Genomic DNA, 18,149 nt, shown 5'->3' with positions numbered 1-18,149 from the left:
CCGTTCGGGGCGCCGGTCCACGATCCTTGAGGAATGCGTGCCGCCCGCCTGATCCGCATGGCGCTTCTCGTCCAGTCGAGTCCCGGCCTGACCGCCGACGCCCTCGCCCGCGAGCTGGACGTCTCCAGACGCACCGTGATCCGTGACGTCCAGGCCCTGCAGGAGGCGGGCGTTCCCGTCCGGTCCGAGCGCGGCCGCGCGGGCGGCTACCACCTGGCGCCCGGCCACCGCACCCGGCTCACCACGCTGCATCCCACCGAGGCGGAGACGCTCTACCTCTCCGGTCTGCCCACGGCCCTGCGCGATCTGGGCCTGTCGGACGCGGCGGACACCGCCCGGCTGAAGCTGTCGGCCACCCTGCTCCCCTCCCTGCGCGCGGCGGCCGAGTCGTCGGTGCGCCGCTTCCACCTGGACGCCCCGGCCTGGTTCCGCGAGCCGTCGGCGCCGGAGCTGCTCCCGGAGCTGGCCCGCGCCGTGTGGTCCGACCGCACCGTCGAGCTGGCCTACGCCCGGCCGGGCCGGGACGGCGCACCGCCCCGCACGGTGACCCGCCTGCTCGAGCCGTACGGGCTCGTCCTGAAAGCGGGGGTCTGGTACGTCGTCGGGCGGGTCCCGGAGGAGCGGACGACGGGCCGGGACAGCGCCTGGCGGACGTACCGCGTCGACCGTGTCACGGCACTCTCCCCTGCTCCCGGCGACGGCGAACCCTTCGTCCGCGACCCGTCCTTCGACCTGGCCGCGCACTGGCGGGCCCACGCGGCCGGGTTCGCCCGGGCGCTGCTGCGCACGACCGTCACCGTGCGGCTGACCGGGACCGGCCTGCGCCGGCTGCCCGCCGTGGCGGACCCGGCCGGCGTGGCCGCCGCGCTGGCCTCCGCGTCCGCGACCGCGCCGGACGCCGCCGGGCGGGTCACGGTCGACCTGCCGATGGAGTCCGAGGAGGTCGCCTTCGGCCAGCTGACCGGGCTGGGCGCGGACGTGGAGGTACTGGCCCCGGCGGGCCTGCGCGCCCGCTTCCGCGAGCACGCGCGCGCCCTGGCCGCCGTGTACGGCGCCGAACCGGACGGGCAGCGGTAGACCGGCGGTGGATCAGCGGCAGGGCGGCGGTGGATCAGCGGCAGGCCAAGCGGGAGATCGGCGGTGGATCAGCGGTAGTCGTCCGGTGAGCCCGCCTTCCCGCCGAACACGACCTCCTCGAAGTACGCCAGGGCGTCCGGCCGGCTGCCGTCCACGTCCCGCACGCCGTAGGTCCTGGCGAGCTCCCCGCTGGAGGTGGACCTGCCGTTCCAGCGGGCGGCCCGGTCCGGGTCGGCGGCGAGCGCGGCGACCGCGCGGGCGAGGTAGTACGGCGACTCGGCGACGCCGAAGTGCGGGTCCCGGGCGACGGCGTCGCGCCAGTTCTCCTCGGTCACGCCGAAATGGGCGAGCATCTGCTCCGAGCGCAGGAAACCCGGCGTGACGGCGACCGCCGTGCCCCCGTACTCCGCCAGCTCCTGACCCAGCCCGAAGGCGATGCGGATCGGGGCGTTCTTCGCGAGGTCGTAGTAGAGGTTCTCGCGGTAACGGCGGTTGGAGACCGCCGTGCCGTCGGTGACCTCCACGTGCAGCGGCGCGTCCGACCGGACCAGGAGCGGGAGGGCGAGGGCCGCGGTGATCACGTGCGAGCGCACGCCGAGGTCCAGGATGCGCAGGCCGTCGGCGAGCGGCGTCTCCCAGCTCTTCTTGCCGAAGACGGAGCCGACGAGCAGGTGTTCGCCGCCCCAGAGGTCGTTGACGAGGATGTCGAGCCGGCCCTGTTCGCGGCCGATCCGCTCGACCAGGACCCGGACCTGGTCCGGGTCCAGGTGGTCGGTGGGGACCGCGATGCCGGTGCCGCCCGCCGCGGTGACCAGTTCCGCGGTCTCCTCGATGGTCTCCGTGGTCCGGCCGACCTCGCTGGCGCGCTCGCGGGTGGTGCGGCCGGTGACGTGGACGGTGGCGCCGGCGCGGCCGAGTTCCACGGCGAGGGCACGTCCGGCGCCCCGGGTGGCGAGCGCGATCCGGCCGGCGAGCGGGCCTTCGCGGTTGATGTCCTGCCTGCCGACGTCCTGCGTGCCGCTGCCCTGCGTGCCGCTGCCCTGCGTGCCGCTGCCCTGCGTGCCGCTGCCCTGCGTGCCGCTGCCCTGCCTGCCGATGCCCTGGGGGCTGAGGTCCTTGTCCATGGCACCACGGTGCCCGCCAAAGGTGACAGTTCCCGTCACCCTTTTCCGGAGATCTTCCCGTGCGCCGGGCGAGGACGGCTTACGGGTACCCCGGACGCGCGCCACCCGGATGGGCCAGCTAACTTTGGCTTCGTGGACAAGAAGAACGCCCTGCGCGCCGGCGCCCTGGCTGCCGGTACGACGCTGATGATGCTGCTCATGTCGTCGCCCGCCCTCGCGCTCACGCGTGACGACGGTGACGACCCCGGCAAGGGCCTGAGCGTCGTCCAGACGCTGGGTCTCTACGTCCTGACCCCGCTCGTGCTGTTCGCGGTCATCGCGGGTCTGGTGATGGTGCTGGACAAGTCCAAGGTCCGGGTCACCAAGCCGAAGGCCAAGGCGTAGGCCCGAGGCCTTCCTGCCCCAGCTGCCGCACCCCACCTGTTCCACCGAGGGCGCCGGTCGGCTCCCGTACGTACCGCACGTACGGCGGCCGACCGGCGCCCTCGGCGCGTCGCTCACGGGCTCGGCGCGGTCAGATACCGCTGCACGGTCGGTGCGAGCCACGCCATGATCTCCTCGCGCGCCAGCGCCGCGACCGGCGGCAGCCGCAACACGTAACGGGTCAGCGCGAGCCCCAGCAGCTGCGCGGCGCACAGCCCCGCCCGCGTCACCACCTGCTCGGGGTCCGGGCACACCCGCGCCGCCACCGGCACCACCTGCTCCCGGAAGATGTCCTGCAGGCGCTCCGCCCCCGCCTTGTTGGTGACGGCGACCCGCAGCACCGCGGTGAGTTCCTCGTTCGCCTCCCAGATGTCCAGGAAGTGGCCCACCAGTGCCCGCCCGGCCTCGGTGCGCGGCACCTGCGACACGTCGGCCATCCGCAGGTCTAGCGTGACGGCGGCCGCGAAGAGGCCGTCCTTGCTGCCGAAGTAGCGCATGACCATCGACGGGTCGATGCGGGCGTCCTTGGCGATGGCGCGGATGGTGGCGCGCTCGTAGCCGTCGGCGGCGAAGCGCTCGCGGGCGGCGGCCAGAATGGCGGAGCGGCTGGCGTCGGAGCGGCGCGCCGCCGGGCCGTTCGCCGGGCCTGTGTGTCCACTGGGAGTGCCGGTCATGCCAACGAGCGTAGGCCAACAGGTGTGGGCCAACAAGTGTTGACTGCGAAAAAGGTGCGCCCTAGGCTTGTCAACAAGCGTTGGCCAACGAGCGTTGGTCATCGGGTGTTGGCAAACGAGTGCAGGCATCCAGGAGGCCTCCATGAACGGCACGACTGGCACCCCCGCCCCGGTAACCACCGGCGAGACCGACCGCGTGATCGTCGTCGGCTCCGGCCCCACCGGCCTGCTCCTCGCCGGTGACCTCGCCGCCGCCGGCATCCCGGTCACCCTCCTCGAAAAGCGCCCCCACAAGATCAGCAACCTCTCCCGCGCCTTCGTCCTGCACGCCCGCGCCCTGGAGCAGCTCGACGCCCGCCCGTCGCCCACCACCACCCTCAACGGACGCGCTGCGCGCGCGCCTCTTTCTCGGAGCCTCGCCGACGACCTCGAGGCCGTCGGCCGGCCCATCAGCCGGATGAACCTCTTCGACGGGCTCACGCTGGACCTCGGCGCCCTTCCCTCCCGCTTCAACCACGTCCTCGTCCTCCCGCAGTACGAGGTGGAGAAGGTGCTGGAGCGCCGGGCCGCCGAGGCGGGCGTCGACTTCCGCAACGACTGCGAGGTGACCGGCCTGACCCAGGACGCGGACGGCGTGACCGTCCACGTCAAGGGCCGGGAGGACCTGCGCGCCGCGTACGTCGTCGGCACCGACGGCATGCGCAGTGTGGTGCGGGAGGCGGTCGGGCTGCCGTTCCCGGGCAGGTCGGCGATCCGGTCCGTGGTCCTCGCCGACGTGCTGCTCGCCGAGCGGCCCGAGACGCTGCTGACGGCCGCCGCGGTCGGCGACGCGTTCGCGTTCCTGGCGCCGTTCGGCGACGGCTATTACCGGGTCATCTGCTGGCACCGCGGCCGTGACGTCCCCGACCACGAGCCGGTGGACCTCGACGAGGTCAAGGAGATCACCCGCCTCGCCCTGGGCCGGGACTACGGGATGCACGACGCCCGCTGGATGTCCCGCTTCCACAGCGACGAGCGCCAGGCGCCCAGCTACCGGGTCGGCCGGGTCTTCCTGGCCGGCGACGCGGCACACGTGCACACCCCGGCCGGCGGCCAGGGCATGAACACCGGTCTCCAGGACGCGGCCAACCTGAGCTGGAAGCTCGCCGCCGTGCTGCACGGCCACGCCGCCCCGGACCTGCTCGACACCTACCAGAGCGAACGGCACCCCGTCGGCCGGACAGTGCTGCGCAGCAGCGGCGCGATCGTCCGCCTCGCGATGGCCAAGGGCTGGCAGCTGCCCGTGCGGGCCGCGCTCGCCACCGCACTCAACCACCTCGCCCCGGCCCGCCGTAAGGCGGTAGGCCAGGTCACCGGCATCGGCTACCGCTACCCCGCCCCCAGGGGCGCGCACCGCCTCACCGGCACCCGCGTCCCCGACCTCGCCCTGGCCGGCGGCGGCCGCCTCTACGAGGCCCTGCGCGGCGGCCGGTTCGTGCTCGTCACCCCGGGCTCCTACGACCCGGGTGCGGAACGCGCGGACCGCCTGACCGCGGCCCGCTGGGCGAGCGACCGTCGTACGACGGTGCTGGTACGCCCCGACGGCTACGTGGCCTGGGCGGCCGAGAACGCCCAGGCGCCGGAGATCGAGAAGGCGCTGGCCACCCACGTCGGGTGACCGGTTCAGGTGAGGGTGAAGTCCGCGGCCTTGGCGTCGAAGGTGGTGTGGCCGTCCTTCGCCGTGGCCAGCACGGCGATGTGCCAGGCGCCGTGCGCGGCGGACGCGGCGTCGGCGGCGGAGACCGGAGCCCTGTACACGCACCGGACGGTGTGGCCGCCGGCCGGCGTGCAGGTCGCCGACTCCACTTCGGCCATGTCCTTGGCGGTCAGCGGCTTCGTGGCGAACTCGGACTTCTCCGGCCAGGCCAGCACCTTCAGGCTCCTGACCCCCGAGGGCGCGCTGACCTCGGTGGTGAAGGAGAGCGACCCCTTGTGACCGGCCTCGGGAGCGGTGTAGCGGACGGTGCTGTGCGCCGGCGCGGGCGACGGGTCCTGGTCGCCGGCGTAGGCGAGGGCGAAGGCCCCGGCACCTCCGAGCACGACGACACCGGCGACCACGGACAGGGCGATACGACGGGACATGGCGAGTTCTCCGTAACTGGCTCAGGCCGGCTCGGGTCGTCCCGAGCCGAAGGGACCCGGCGCTCGCTGCCGCGCCGTTGCGTCGATACTCGCAACGCGCGGGCGCCCCGGGCGTGAGCACGGATACTCAACTCGTCCTGGGTGATGGGTACTTCGCGCACAGGGCGGGGCGCCCGGCGGAGATCCCACCGGACGCCCCGACGAGGTACCGCCTACTGGGCGGCCGCGTCCGCCGCCTGGGCCTTCAGGGCGCGCTCGACGCCCGCGCGGGACTCCGAGACGAGCCGGGCCAGGGCCGCGTTCGGCTGGGCCGAGGCCAGCCAGGTGTCCGTCTTGGCCAGGGTCTCCCGGGAGACCTGGAGGGACGGGTAGAGGCCGACCGCGATCTGCTGGGCGATCTCGTGCGAGCGGGAGTCCCACACCGACTTCAGGATCTCGAAGTACTTGTCGGTGTACGGCGCCAGCAGCTCGCGCTGGTCGGTCTGGACGAAGCCGCCGATCACCGCCTCCTGCACGGCGTTCGGCAGCTTGTCGGAGTCGATGACCGACGCCCAGGCCTCCGCCTTCGCCTCCTCGGTCGGGCGGGCGGCGCGCGCGGTGGCCGCGTGCCGTTCACCGGCGGCCGTCCGGTCCCGCTCGTACTCGCCCGCGATCTCCGCCTCGTCGAAGCGGCCGACCGCCGCCAGCCGCTCCACGAACGCCCAGCGCAGCTCGGTGTCGACGGCCAGGCCCTCGATGGTGTGGGTGCCCTCCAGCAGGCTGTCCAGGAGGTCCAGCTGCTCCGGGGTGCGGGCGGTGGCCGCGAAGGCACGGGCCCAGGCCAGCTGGTGGTCGCTCGCGGGCGCGGCCGAGCGCAGGTGGGCCAGCGTGGCGTCGGTCCAGCGGGTGAGCAGGGCCTCGCGGGCGGTCGGGTCGGCGTACAGCTCGATGGCGAGCTTCACCTGGCGGTGCAGGGACTGCACGACACCGATGTCGGACTCCTTGCCGATGCCGGACAGCACGAGGGACAGGTACTCGCGGGTGGGGAGTTCCGCGTCCCGGGTCATGTCCCAGGCCGAGGCCCAGCACAGCGCGCGGGGCAGCGAGGACTCGAAGTCGCCGAGGTGCTCCGTGACGAAGTGCAGCGACTGCTCGTCCAGGCGGACCTTGGCGTACGACAGGTCGTCGTCGTTGAGCAGGAACACCGCCGGCCGGCGGCGGCCGGACAGCTGCGGTACGGCGGTCAGCTCGCCGTCCACGTCCAGCTCGATCCGGTCGGTGCGGACCAGCTTGCCGGTCGCCTCGTCGAGGTCGTACAGGCCGATCGCGATCCGGTGCGGACGGAGAGTGGGCTCGCCCTTGGCGCCGGCCGGCAGCGCCGGGGCCTCCTGGCGGATGGCGAAGGAGGTGACGACACCGTCGGCGTCCGTCTCCACCTCCGGACGCAGGATGTTGATCCCGGCCGTCTGCAGCCACTTCTTCGACCAGGTGCTCAGGTCACGGCCGGAGGTCTCCTCCAGGGCGCCCAGCAGGTCGGACAGGCGCGTGTTGCCGAACGCGTGCCGCTTGAAGTAGGCCTGCACGCCCTTGAAGAACTCGTCCATGCCGACGTACGCGACCAGCTGCTTCAGGACCGAGGCGCCCTTGGCGTAGGTGATGCCGTCGAAGTTCACCAGCACATCGTCGAGATCCCGGATCTCGGCCATGATCGGGTGCGTGGAGGGCAGCTGGTCCTGCCGGTACGCCCAGGTCTTCATGGAGTTGGCGAACGTCGTCCACGAGTGCGGCCAGCGCGAGCCGGGGGCGTACGCCTGGCAGGCGATGGAGGTGTAGGTGGCGAACGACTCGTTCAGCCACAGGTCGTTCCACCACTCCATGGTGACCAGGTCGCCGAACCACATGTGGGCCAGCTCGTGCAGGATGGTCTCGGCGCGCGTCTCGTACGCCGCGTCGGTCACCTTGGACCGGAAGACGTACTGGTCGCGGATGGTCACCGCGCCCGCGTTCTCCATCGCGCCCGCGTTGAACTCCGGCACGAACAGCTGGTCGTACTTGGTGAACGGGTACGCGTAGTCGAACTTCTCCTGGAACCACTCGAAGCCCTGCCGGGTCACCTCGAAGATCGCGTCCGAGTCCAGGAACTCGGCGAGCGAGGGACGGCAGTAGATGCCCAGCGGCACGCTCTGGCCGTCCTTCTCGTAGACGCTGTGCACCGAGTGGTACGGGCCCACGATCAGGGCGGTGATGTACGACGAGATGCGCGGCGTCGGCTCGAAGACCCAGACGTCGTCCTTGGGCTCGGGCGTCGGCGAGTTCGAGACGACCGTCCAGCCGCTCGGCGCCTTCACGGTGAACTGGAAGGTCGCCTTCAGGTCGGGCTGCTCGAAGGAGGCGAAGACCCGGCGGGCGTCCGGCACCTCGAACTGGGTGTAGAGGTACGCCTGCTCGTCGACCGGGTCGACGAACCGGTGCAGGCCCTCACCCGTGTTGGTGTACGCGCAGTCGGCGACCACCCGGAGGACGTTGCGGCCCTGGAGCAGGCCGGGCAGCGCGATCCGGGAGTCCGCGAAGACCTCGGCGGCGTCGAGGGCGTCACCGTTCAGGGTGACCTCGTGGACCGCGGGGGCCACCAGGTCGATGAAGGACGCGGCGCCGGATTCGGCGACGTCGAAGCGCACCGTGGTCACGGACCGGTAGGTACCGCCCTCCTGCGCGCCGGAGAGGTCGAGATCGATCTCGTACGAGTCAACGGTGAGCAGCTTCGCCCGCTGCTGTGCCTCTTCGCGAGTCAGGTTTGTGCCAGGCACGCGGTCATCTCCTCGTTATGTGTGGGTTGCGCCATCCTTCCATGGGACCGGGGAGGAGGGCGACGAGGGAAAACCCCAGAGATCGCGCGCGTCCGGTGCCGTCAGGCCGCCGTCGTGCCGCCGTCGACCGGCATCGCCGCGCCGGTGACGAAGGAGGCGCGGTCGCTGCACAGCCAGAGCGCGGCCTCGGCGACCTCGGCGGGGCCGGCCATGCGCTTCTGGAGCGTCTCGTCCTCGAACCGCTCCCGCAGCTCCGGCATGGTCCGCACGGCCCGGTCCATCATCTCGGTGCGGGTGCTGCCCACCACCAGCGCGTTGACCCGGATGCCGCGCTCCGCGTACTCGGCCGCCGCCGCCCGGGTGAGCCCGAGGACCGCGTGCTTGGCCGCCACGTACGCCGCCGACGCCCCGGTGGCCCGCTGCCCCGCGACGCTCGACGTGTTGACGATCGTGCCGCCGCCGGCCCCCAGCATCTCGGGGATCTGGAAGCGCAGACAGTTCCAGACCCCGCGCACGTTGACGTCCATCGTCTGCTCGTAGACGTCCTGGCCGGTCTCGTGCAGCTCGGTGCCGGCGGTGCCGAACCCGGCGTTGTTGAAGGCGCAGTCGAGGCGCCCGAAGGCGTCGACGGCCGAGCGGACGACCCGCTCGACGTCCGCGGCCGAGGCCACGTCCGCCGGCACGGCCAGCGCCCGCCCGCCGCCGGCCGAGATCTCCTCGGCCAGCGCCCGCAACCGCTCCACGCGCCGCGCCGTCACCACGACGGCCGCCCCCTCCCGCGCGAACAACCGCGCGGCAGCCGCCCCGATCCCACTGGACGCCCCGGTGATCATGGCGACTTTGCCGTCGAGAACACGTGAGCCGCCGTAGGCAGACCGGGTGTCGCTCATGTCTGGTGGCTCCCCTGGAAGACGAACGTGAGCATCAGCGCCCCTGAAAGGGGCGCGGGGCTGTGCCTATATGCGGCTCCGCCGCATGGACGCGACCGGCCAGGACGGCGCCCACCCGTCCGGACGCGGCCACGGCAGCGCCCCGTCAGGGGCGCTGGGGGTACCCCCGGCCGAAGGCTGGGGGAGGAACTGCGCGACCAGCCCCCACGCACCCGCACCCGCGCGACGGCCCACCCCCGCACCCCCTGAGGCGCCCGGCACCTAGGAAGCCAGCTCTTCCGCCACCAGCTCAGCGATCTGCACGGCGTTCAGCGCAGCCCCCTTGCGGAGGTTGTCGTTGGAGACGAACAGCGCGAGCCCGTTCTCCACCGTCTCGTCACGCCGGATCCGGCCCACGTACGACGGATCCCGCCCGGCCGCCTGCAGCGGGGTCGGGATGTCGGACAGCTCGACACCGGGGGCGTCCGCGAGCAGCTCGGTCGCCCGCTCCGGGGAGATCGGCCGGGCGAACCGGGCGTTGATCTGGAGCGAGTGCCCCGAGAACACCGGGACGCGCACGCAGGTGCCGGAGACCTTGAGCTCCGGGAGCTCCAGGATCTTGCGGGACTCGTTGCGCAGCTTCTGCTCCTCGTCGGTCTCGTTCAGACCGTCGTCGACGAGGTTGCCGGCGAACGGCAGCACGTTGAAGGCGATGGGCCGCTTGTAGACCTGCGGCTCGGGGAAGTCGACCGCCGTGCCGTCGTGGGTGAGCTTCTCCGCGTCGGCGGCGACCTTCTGCACCTGGCCGTGCAGCTCCGCGACGCCCGCGAGACCGGAGCCGGACACCGCCTGGTAGGTGGTGGCGACCAGTGCCTCCAGACCGGCCTCCCGGTCCAGCACCTTCAGGACCGGCATCGCGGCCATGGTCGTGCAGTTCGGGTTGGCGATGATGCCCTTCGGGCGGTCGGCGATCGCGTGCGGGTTCACCTCGGAGACGACCAGCGGGACCTCGGGGTCCTTGCGCCAGGCGGAGGAGTTGTCGATCACCACGGCACCCTGGGCGGCGACCTTCTCCGCGAGCGCCTTCGAGGTGGCCCCGCCCGCCGAGAACAGCACGATGTCCAGGCCCGTGTAGTCGGCGGTCGCCGCGTCCTCCACCGTCACACCGTCGAGCACGGTCCCGGCCGAGCGGGCCGAGGCGAACAGGCGCAGCTCCGTGACGGGGAAGTTCCGCTCCGCGAGGATCCTGCGCATGACCGTGCCGACCTGACCGGTGGCTCCGACGATTCCGACCCTCACAGCGACTCCCTCTGCATACGTTGACGTGTGTCTACGGCCTTTCCATCATGCGGCCGACCAGGGCCAGCCTGTCCAATTCTTTGCGCGCCATGCCCACCGACCGGACCACCCGGCCCGCGGAACTCCCGTTTGCACCCCCGCTGAGCTGCAGAAATTACCTCCGCTTGGCCGTCGTACCGCAAGCTGTGCTGCGCCGCGGGCCGGTGTGACGTACGCCTCGGAGGTCCCCCGGGACACCGCGCAGAAGATTTCCGGGAACCGGGGCGAACGTTTCCGGCGGCTGCGGCGTCGTAGGAGAAACGCGGTGAGGGGGGTGGGTTGTGCTGCGCAGAAAGGCCCGCCGCGCCCAGGGGGACCAGCACGGTGATCCCCTGGACGCGGACCAGGAGCGCAGGGTGCGGGCGGTCCTCGCGCTGGGCGGCGTACCGCAGGCGGACCTGCCGGACGGGGTACAGCAGGTACGTCTGCGGTTGCTGGAGCGGGCCGCGAGCGGCCAGGAGGCGCCGCGGGACGTGTCGGCGTGGGCGGCGGTCGTCGCCTCCCGGCTCGCCATGGACTGGCACCGCGCCAAGCGCCGCCAGGAACGGCTCGGCGAACGGCTGGCCTCCCTCCGCCAGCCCGACCACGCCCTGGGCGAGGACAGCAGGCTGCTCTCCGTCGCCGTCGCCCGCGGTCTGGACGAGCTGCCGGACGCCCAGCGGCAGATCCTCGTCCTGCGTTTCTACGCCGACCTGCCGGTACGCGACATAGCCGGGGAGCTCGGCATCCCGGAGGGCACCGTCAAGAGCCGGCTGCACACGGCGGTACGGGCCCTGCGCGCCCGCCTGCACGAGGACGAGGTGGTGTGACCATGCCCGCCGACCACATGCCCGACGAACACGACGGGCACCTGCCCGCCGGACCCCACGGCGACCCCGGTGAGCCGGGCGGCACCGACGCCCTGTTCGCCGTTCTCGCGGAGGAGCCGCTCACCGCCGAACAGCGCGCCGACCCCGCCTTCATGGCCGAGCACCGGGCGGCCGCCGCCGACGTGGCGCTCCTGCGCGAGCACCTCGGGATCATCGGGGACACCCTCGCCGCGCCGCCCCCGCGGCCGGCGCCCCGCCCCCGCCCGGCCGGACGCCGCCGCCCCTGGCAGCACCCGGGCGTCCGCGCCCTCGGTCTCGCCGGTGCCCTCGCGGCCGCGTTCGCCGGGGCGGTGTTCGGCATCGGCTGGCTCGCGGCGAACGGCGGTACGGGCTCCATGTCCAACGGCGCCAGCGCCGACAAGGCCGCGGGCAGCGCGGCGAGCTCGGCGGGCCAGGGCGGCACGGAGCAGGCCGGCGGCCCCGGCTACCTCGCCTGTGCCCGGCTGGTCGTCGAGGGCACGGTCACCGGGGTCCGCCAGCTCGCGGACTCCGGCGAGGAACGGGTCACCCTGCGCGTGACCCACGCCTACAAACCGGTGAAGACCGCCGAGGAGGTGGAGTTCCTCTTCGCGTCCGGCACCGACGCCCGGATCCGCACCGGCGCCCGCCTGCTGGTCGGCATCACGAGCGGGCAGCAGGTGCCCGACCGGTACGCCGTCGGGGAGGCGCGGATCGCGGCGGAGCGGTCCTGGATCGTGCGCGACCTGCCCGCGTCGCGGACCATGACGTGCCCGGACAGGTGAAGGGGCGGGCGCCCCGCAGGGCGCCCACCCCCCAGCACCGGACTTCGTTACTGCGTGACCTTCTCGATCTGCACGCTGCCGACGCCCGCGACCGTGCCGCGCGCGTTGACCAGCTGCACCCGGCCGAAGAACTCACGTCCCTCGGGGGCCGCCGCGGCGGCCGTGACCTGGCCGGTCACCGTGGCCGAGTCGCCCGTGGCCAGCTGGACCGGCGTCGACCCGTCGACCGTGACGGAGCCGAGCGCGGCGGAGAAGAACACGTCCCGGTAGTCGTAGTCGGTGGAGCCGGCCGGGACCGAGTAGCCCACGACCTCGATCGTGTAGGTCCCGGCGGCCGGCGAGGCGATGGAGACCGCCTCCTCCGAGTCGCCGTCGGCGGACTGCGCGACCTGCTTGCCGGACGCGTCGTACACGGTCAGGTCCAGGTCGGCCGAGGCGTCCGACACGTTGCCGATCGCCACGTCCAGGGAGTTCGTGCCCGCCGGCACGGTCACCGTCGTGGTCTGGGTCTCGCCCTCCCTGATGGCCGGGCGGGCCGTCTTCGAGGAGCCGAGCGGGCCGCCGACCAGCTTGCCGTCGAGGGCGGCGAACTTGTTGGTCACCTTCCAGGAGGCGGTGACCGGCGTGCCGACCTTCGCCTCGGGCACGGTCACGGTCTCCGGGTCGAAGGCCGCGCCGAGCACGGTGACGCCCACCTTGTACGGGTTGTCGAGCAGCGGCGAGGTGCGGCGCGCCTCGACCTCGATCTCCCAGACCCCGGCCTGCGGGTCGGCGTACGAACGGACGTCGGGCGTGCAGCCGTTGCCGTTCAGGTAGTTGTTGTAGCAGTACGGGGTACCGGTGTTGTCGACCGGAGTGCCGTACGGGTGGATGGCGATGAACCGCGTCTGGCTCTTGTCGGCGAGACCGCTCATCGCGACCTCGAGGGAGGTGGCGCCCTCGGGCACGGTCACGAAGTACGACGTGGAGCTGTTGCGCTGGACCGAACCCGACGCCGAGTAGGCGTAGTGGACCGGGTCCGACACCACGACCGTCGTCAGGATCTGCTTGTCGACGCCCTCGGTCCGCGGGTCGTCGACCTCCAGGATCGCGGACTTGATGCCCGAACTCTTCGGCTTGGCCTGCACCTTGACCGTCACCGGCTGGTTCAGCGGCAGCGTCACCTCGTCGGAGCCGAGGATCTTGAAGGTGTGCCCGGCGTTGTTCTCCAGGTGCAGCTCGTGGCGGATCGCCTTGTCCGCTCCGGAGGTACGGGTGATCGTGACGTCGTACGTCTTCTTCTGCCCGGCCTTCAGGCCGCCTTCACGGTCGTACAGGCCGGTGCCGTAGCCCGGGGTCTTCAGCGCGTAGTCGATGGCGGTGTCGACCGGCGCCTTCACCGTGTAGTCGTGCGCGGTGGCGTGGTCGCGGATGGACTCCCACGCGTCGACGATGTCGATCCGGCCCGCGCCCTCCTCGTACGCCTGAACGCCCTTGATGTGGTGGGCGGTCGAGGTCAGCGCGGTGCGCAGGTCGGCGGGGGAGAGGGCGATGCCCTTCTCCTTGGCGGCGCTCAGCAGCAGCGCGCTCGCGCCCGCCGCCTGCGGGGACGCCATCGAGGTGCCCTGGAGCATCGAGTAGCCGGCCGGGAGGGAGTAGCCCGCCTCGGCGACCGGGGAGCCGGGCAGCCAGGTCTGGGTGGAGTTGATCGCGGCGCCGGGCGCGACCAGGGTGGGCGTGAAGCCGCCGTCCTCGCGCGGGCCGCGGGAGGAGAAGGGCAGCAGCTGGTACTTGGTCGTCACCTGGGAGCCGTAGTTGGCGGCCCAGGTCTGCTTGGAGATGGCCGCGCCGACCGAGATGACCTTGTCGGCCAGCCCTGGGTCGCCGATGGTGTTCGCACCCGGGCCGGAGTTGCCGGCCGAGATCACCAGCTGCACGCCGTAGGTGTCGATGAGCCGCGTGTACAGCTCGGCGCGGGCGTTGTTGCCGTCGTTCAGCGCCGGGAGGCCGCCGATGGACATGTTGACGATGTCGACGCCCCGGTTGGCGACCAGGTCGATCATGCCCTCGGTGAGGGCGACGTTGGTGCAGCCGCCGGTCCAGGTGCAGGCGCGCGAGGAGACGATCTTCGCGCCCGGCGCCGCGCCGTTCATCTTCCCGCCGAACAGGCCGTTGGCGGCGGTGATGCCGGCGACGTGCGTGCCGTGCTCGGACTCGATGACCCCGATGTTGACGAAGTCGGCCTTCTTGCCGACCCAGTCCCCGCCGTACGGGTCCATGGGGACGTCCTTGCGGATCTGCACGACGAACGGCTGCCGCTCGACGACGTCGGTCGCCGGGTTGTCCGTACCGAACCAGCCGATCTGGTAGCCGTCCTTGTACGGCTTCATCGGCGTGTCGTCGGAGAAGTCGTTGTTGTTGTTCAGGTCGACGGTGACCGTGCCCGCCGCCGGGTCGTAGAGCACGCCCCAGCTGTCGGTGGTGTCGCCGTCCCGGTTGGCGTCACCGGCCGCGTCGCCGCCCGTGGTGTACGACTCCTTGAAGGTGCTGATCTCGTACGACCCGGCGGGCGCCGTCCAGGTCCTGCCCCCGTAGGTGAAGCTCGGCCCGGACACGGCCGTGACCATCGGCCGCCAGGTCTGGTCGCTGTCCACGATCGGGTCGGTCGAGGTCACCCAGTCGACGATCTTCCGCTCGCCGGTGGTGGTCTTCTGCAGCGCCGGGTGGCCGAGGTCCACGCCGGAGTCCAGGATGCCGATGGTGATGCCCCGGCCGTCCGCCTTCGGGTGCTCCTTGACGAAGTCGACGGCGCCCGTCTCGAAGGAGGGGTTGTAGGGGTTCTCGGCGGGGGTGTTCTTGTCCGGCCCCGAGTAAGTGGAAGAGGACTTGCCGGACTTGGCGGCCCCGGCGCCGGTCCCGCTCACCGTCGGGTCGTCGAGCCGGATCTCCTGGCGCAGGTCGATCGCGTGCACCGAGGACAGCTTGGCGGCGGCGGCGATCGCCGAGTCCGCCCGCCCGGTGGGGACGGTCGCCCGGACGTAACCGAGCTTGTCGTACGTACGGCCCACCGAGCCGCCCTTGACCGCGTCCAGTTCCTCGGCGACCTGCTCGGTCTGCCCCGGCGCGGTCGCGACCATCATCGTGACGTTCTTGGCGCCCGCGGCCTTGGCCTCGGCGAGCAGTTCGGCGTCGTCCGAACCGAGCTTGTCGTGGGCGGACTTGACGCCGGGGTCGGCGGACGCGGCGGAGGCCGGGGTCGCGGCGGCGGCCAGGGGTATCGGCCCGGCGGCGGCGAGCGCGGCCACGACACCGACGGCGAGGGCCATGCGACCCAGGCGTCTGTGGCCCGGTATCGGGTCGTGCTGGGGGCTGAGGGTCATCTGCATCCCTTGTAGGTAAAGGAACGAGCATGGAGTGGCCGGAACTTGGTCAAGTACCGGCGCGTAAGCGCACAGCTTTCCCCAAGGGAACGGCCTTTTGGGAACGTTGACCGAATCGATATGAACGTATGGGGAAAACCCCCTATCTGCGCCCTTGCTGTGCGAGGAAATCCCGTTGGCCGCCGGCCGCCGCGGGCCCTACCGTGCCGACGTGCGCGAGAAGCTCAGGGTGGCGGCCTACGCCGTGTGTGTCCGTGACGGTCAGATCCTCCTCGCCCGGTCCCCGGCCGACGACGGCACACCCGAATGGGTCCTGCCCGGCGGCGGCATGGAACACGGCGAGGACCCCTACGACACCGTCCGCCGCGAACTCATGGAGGAGACCGGCTACCGCATCGAGGTCACCGGGCTGCTCGGCATCGACTCCCAGCGCCACCGCTTCCCCCGCGCGGGTCTGCGGCGCCCCGCCACCGACCACCACGGCGTGCGGATCGTCTACACCGGCGAGGTCGTCGGCGGCGAGCTGAGGAACGAGGTGAACGGCTCCACCGACATGGCCGCCTGGCAGGACCTCGACGCCGTACCGTCCCTCCGGCGCGTCCCGCTGATCGACGTCGCGCTGCGGCTGTGGCGGGAGCGGCCGGCCGCCGGACGGTTTGCACAAGAGCAGTCGTAAGCGCCGGAGACCCTCCCCTACCCCGGCAGATGAACGCGGAGTAGCCGGGCCCCGGCCGCCCGCAATCCGCTCCATGACCGGTCCCCACCTCGGCTGATCCACGTACGGTGATCGGCGCTGCGCGTTGCCGCCGCGTTCACGCGCAGGTCATCCCCGGTGCCAACGATCCACAGTGAGCGGGAAGTTCGCGGAAGCGACCGCCCGCGACCACTGTCGACGCGTTCGTACTCGGGGAGATCGCGCCATGTCGCGCATACGCTCTGTCGCCACCTCCGCGGCCCGCACGGGCCGCGAGGCACTGGAGATCAACCGCCGTACCGTGCTCGCCGCCGCCGGAGCCGTCACGCTCTCCGCGGGCGTCGGCTACGCACTGCGTCCCACCGACAGCGAGGCCGCCCCCGCCGCGGCCGAGGAGCAGCCGGTCGCCGAGGGCCGCAAGGCCGCCGCGGCCCCCCTCGCCCCGTACACCAAGGGCACCACCCTCGCCTCCGTCGCCGCGCCCCGCAACAGCTCCGGCTACCGGCGGCTCGGCGACGGCGCAGGCTGGGCGCGCGTGCTGCGCTCCGACCTGGCCGCCGCCAAGTCCGGCCGGGAGAACCGCCGCACCGCCCTCGCCGCGTTCGTGCAGTTCACCGACCTGCACCTGATGGACGTCCAGCACCCGCTGCGTCTGGAGTACGTCCGCGTCCACGACCGGCACGCCTGGCGGCCGCACGAGGCGCTCACCGTGCCCGGCGCGGTCTCGCTCGTCGAGCGGGTCAACGCGCTGCGCGGCGCCCCGGTCACCGGCTCGCCGCTGCACTTCGTGATGACGACCGGCGACAACACCGACAACAACGCCCACTCCGAACTGGAGTGGTTCATGAAGGTGATGAGCGGCGGCCGGATCACCCCCAACACCGGTGACCCCAAGCACTACGAGGGCGTCCAGAACAGCGGGATGAAGCTGTACTGGCAGGCCTCCTCGACCGTCCGCGACCAGGACAAGGCGCTCGGCTTCCCGCACCTCGCGGGCTATCTGGCCGCCGCGATCCGCGAGGTGAAGAGCCCCGGCCTCAACCTGCCCTGGTACTCCACGGTCGGCAACCACGACGCCCTGCCGCTCGGCTGCTACGGCTCGCACGCCGACCCCTACCTCGTCGCGGCCGCGGTCGCCGGCAAGAAGCTGATGTCCGTCACCGACGCCGACGCCAAGAAGCTCCAGGACGCCATCCACAACGCCCAGGACCCCAAGGGCAGCGGCTACCGCGACTTCCTCAAGGCCCACGCCCGGTCGATGCGCTCGGTCACCGCCGACGAGAAGCGCGCCCCCTACACCGCCGCGGACTACCTCAAGGCCCACCTGGACCCGGCCTACCAGGGCGTCGGCCCGGTCGGCCACGGCTACTCGAGCGCCAACGTGGCCGCGGGCACCCAGTACTACGCCTTCCGTATCTCCGACGACGTCATCGGCATCAGCCTCGACACGACGGACGCGGGCGGCCACTACGACGGCTCGATCGGCACCACCCAGCTGACCTGGCTGGAGAAGACCCTGAAGGAGAACAAGGACTCCTACGCGGTCGTCTTCAGCCACCACACCAGCCAGTCGATGACCAACACCCGCCCCGACCCGGCCCACCCGAGCGACCGCCGCCACACCGGTGCCGAGCTGGTCACCCTGCTCAGCCGCCACGCCAACGTACTGGCCTGGGTGAACGGCCACATCCACCGCAACCTCATCACCCCGCACAAGGCCTCGAACGGCAACTCCTTCTGGGAGATCACCACCGCCTCGCACGTCGACTACCCGCACCTCGCCCGGATCGTCGAGCTGGTGGACAACAAGGACGGCACGATCTCGCTCTTCACCACCCTGATCGAGTCCGCCGCCCCGCACCGCACCGACTTCTCCGACCTCTCCCAGACCGGCCTCGCCGCCCTCTACCGCGAACTGGCCTTCAACGCCCCCGGTGCCAGTAAGGCCCTCGCCGGGAACACGACGGACCGGAACACGGAGCTGGTCCTGAAGAAGAGCTGAAGAACCCCCGGCGGCGATGTCGAGAACCCGTGGCCGGCTCCGTCCCCGGGGTGAAGGCGGCCACAATGGG

Annotated in this window: 14 protein-coding genes; 7 read left to right on the top strand and 7 right to left on the bottom strand. The window is 72.1% G+C overall.

The genetic code is table 11. From position 1 onward, the window contains the following. Positions 1–33: 33 nt before the first annotated feature. On the top strand, positions 34–1,077 hold the full coding sequence (locus ACZ4UV_RS05580) for a helix-turn-helix transcriptional regulator (protein WP_451018978.1): 1,044 nt from the start codon (positions 34–36) through the stop codon (positions 1,075–1,077). 68 nt (positions 1,078–1,145) lie between these two features. Here ACZ4UV_RS05580 and ACZ4UV_RS05575 read toward each other — a convergent pair whose 3' ends face one another. Further along, positions 1,146–2,201, bottom strand: coding sequence for an SDR family oxidoreductase (locus ACZ4UV_RS05575; protein WP_467835915.1), 1,056 nt, complete (start codon positions 2,199–2,201; stop codon positions 1,146–1,148). A gap of 132 nt (positions 2,202–2,333) precedes the next feature. On the opposite strand from ACZ4UV_RS05575, the gene ACZ4UV_RS05570 reads away from it, so the two are divergent. Next, positions 2,334–2,585: a hypothetical protein gene (locus tag ACZ4UV_RS05570; RefSeq protein ID WP_390040004.1), complete on the top strand. Its 252-nt coding sequence runs from the start codon at positions 2,334–2,336 to the stop codon at positions 2,583–2,585. Between the two features lie 113 nt (positions 2,586–2,698). On the opposite strand, the gene ACZ4UV_RS05565 is transcribed toward ACZ4UV_RS05570, so the two are convergent. Next, the gene (locus ACZ4UV_RS05565; protein ID WP_390040006.1) at positions 2,699–3,298 is read right to left on the bottom strand and encodes a TetR/AcrR family transcriptional regulator; all 600 of its coding nucleotides are present in this window, start codon (positions 3,296–3,298) and stop codon (positions 2,699–2,701) included. A 142-nt stretch (positions 3,299–3,440) separates the two neighbouring features. Here ACZ4UV_RS05565 and ACZ4UV_RS05560 point away from each other — a divergent pair, with 142 nt between their 5' ends. Beyond that, a complete protein-coding gene (locus tag ACZ4UV_RS05560; protein ID WP_451018976.1) occupies positions 3,441–4,955 on the top strand; it encodes an FAD-dependent monooxygenase in 1,515 nt (504 codons plus the stop codon). Positions 4,956–4,960: 5 nt separating this feature from the next. Here the strand turns inward: ACZ4UV_RS05560 and ACZ4UV_RS05555 are convergent, their stop codons facing one another. The 4 genes from ACZ4UV_RS05555 to ACZ4UV_RS05540 form a co-directional block, all read right to left on the bottom strand. Continuing rightward, on the bottom strand, positions 4,961–5,419 hold the full coding sequence (locus tag ACZ4UV_RS05555; RefSeq protein WP_467835912.1) for a DUF5707 domain-containing protein: 459 nt from the start codon (positions 5,417–5,419) through the stop codon (positions 4,961–4,963). Between the two features lie 212 nt (positions 5,420–5,631). Next, on the bottom strand, positions 5,632–8,205 hold the full coding sequence (gene pepN / locus ACZ4UV_RS05550) for an aminopeptidase N (protein WP_390040012.1): 2,574 nt from the start codon (positions 8,203–8,205) through the stop codon (positions 5,632–5,634). A gap of 101 nt (positions 8,206–8,306) precedes the next feature. Beyond that, on the bottom strand, positions 8,307–9,095 hold the full coding sequence (locus tag ACZ4UV_RS05545) for an SDR family NAD(P)-dependent oxidoreductase (RefSeq protein WP_451018974.1): 789 nt from the start codon (positions 9,093–9,095) through the stop codon (positions 8,307–8,309). 261 nt (positions 9,096–9,356) lie between these two features. Beyond that, positions 9,357–10,373 carry an aspartate-semialdehyde dehydrogenase gene (locus ACZ4UV_RS05540; RefSeq protein ID WP_390040016.1) on the bottom strand — a complete coding sequence of 339 codons (1,017 nt, stop codon included), beginning with the start codon at positions 10,371–10,373 and terminating at the stop codon, positions 9,357–9,359. 320 nt (positions 10,374–10,693) lie between these two features. Here ACZ4UV_RS05540 and ACZ4UV_RS05535 point away from each other — a divergent pair, with 320 nt between their 5' ends. Both ACZ4UV_RS05535 and ACZ4UV_RS05530 read left to right on the top strand, forming a co-directional pair. Continuing rightward, complete coding sequence (locus tag ACZ4UV_RS05535) at positions 10,694–11,221, top strand: RNA polymerase sigma factor (protein ID WP_390040018.1); 528 nt, start codon at positions 10,694–10,696, stop codon at positions 11,219–11,221. 2 nt (positions 11,222–11,223) lie between these two features. Beyond that, positions 11,224–12,024: a hypothetical protein gene (locus ACZ4UV_RS05530; protein WP_451020211.1), complete on the top strand. Its 801-nt coding sequence runs from the start codon at positions 11,224–11,226 to the stop codon at positions 12,022–12,024. 47 nt (positions 12,025–12,071) lie between these two features. On the opposite strand, the gene ACZ4UV_RS05525 is transcribed toward ACZ4UV_RS05530, so the two are convergent. Then, entirely contained in the window at positions 12,072–15,383 is a 3,312-nt protein-coding gene (locus tag ACZ4UV_RS05525; protein WP_467835909.1) for a S8 family serine peptidase, read from the bottom strand. A gap of 211 nt (positions 15,384–15,594) precedes the next feature. On the opposite strand from ACZ4UV_RS05525, the gene ACZ4UV_RS05520 reads away from it, so the two are divergent. Together ACZ4UV_RS05520 and ACZ4UV_RS05515 are read left to right on the top strand one after the other, a co-directional pair. Further along, positions 15,595–16,059, top strand: a complete 465-nt coding sequence (locus ACZ4UV_RS05520) for an NUDIX hydrolase (RefSeq protein WP_451017587.1) — start codon at positions 15,595–15,597, stop codon at positions 16,057–16,059. Positions 16,060–16,303: 244 nt separating this feature from the next. Next, positions 16,304–18,079: a TIGR03767 family metallophosphoesterase gene (locus ACZ4UV_RS05515; RefSeq protein WP_467835907.1), complete on the top strand. Its 1,776-nt coding sequence runs from the start codon at positions 16,304–16,306 to the stop codon at positions 18,077–18,079. Positions 18,080–18,149 lie beyond the last annotated feature (70 nt).

It is taken from the genome of Streptomyces sp. NPDC028289 (assembly GCF_055565975.1).
The sequence above is the reverse complement of the archived record's forward strand: the minus strand, read 5'-3'. Positions and strand labels throughout refer to the sequence as shown.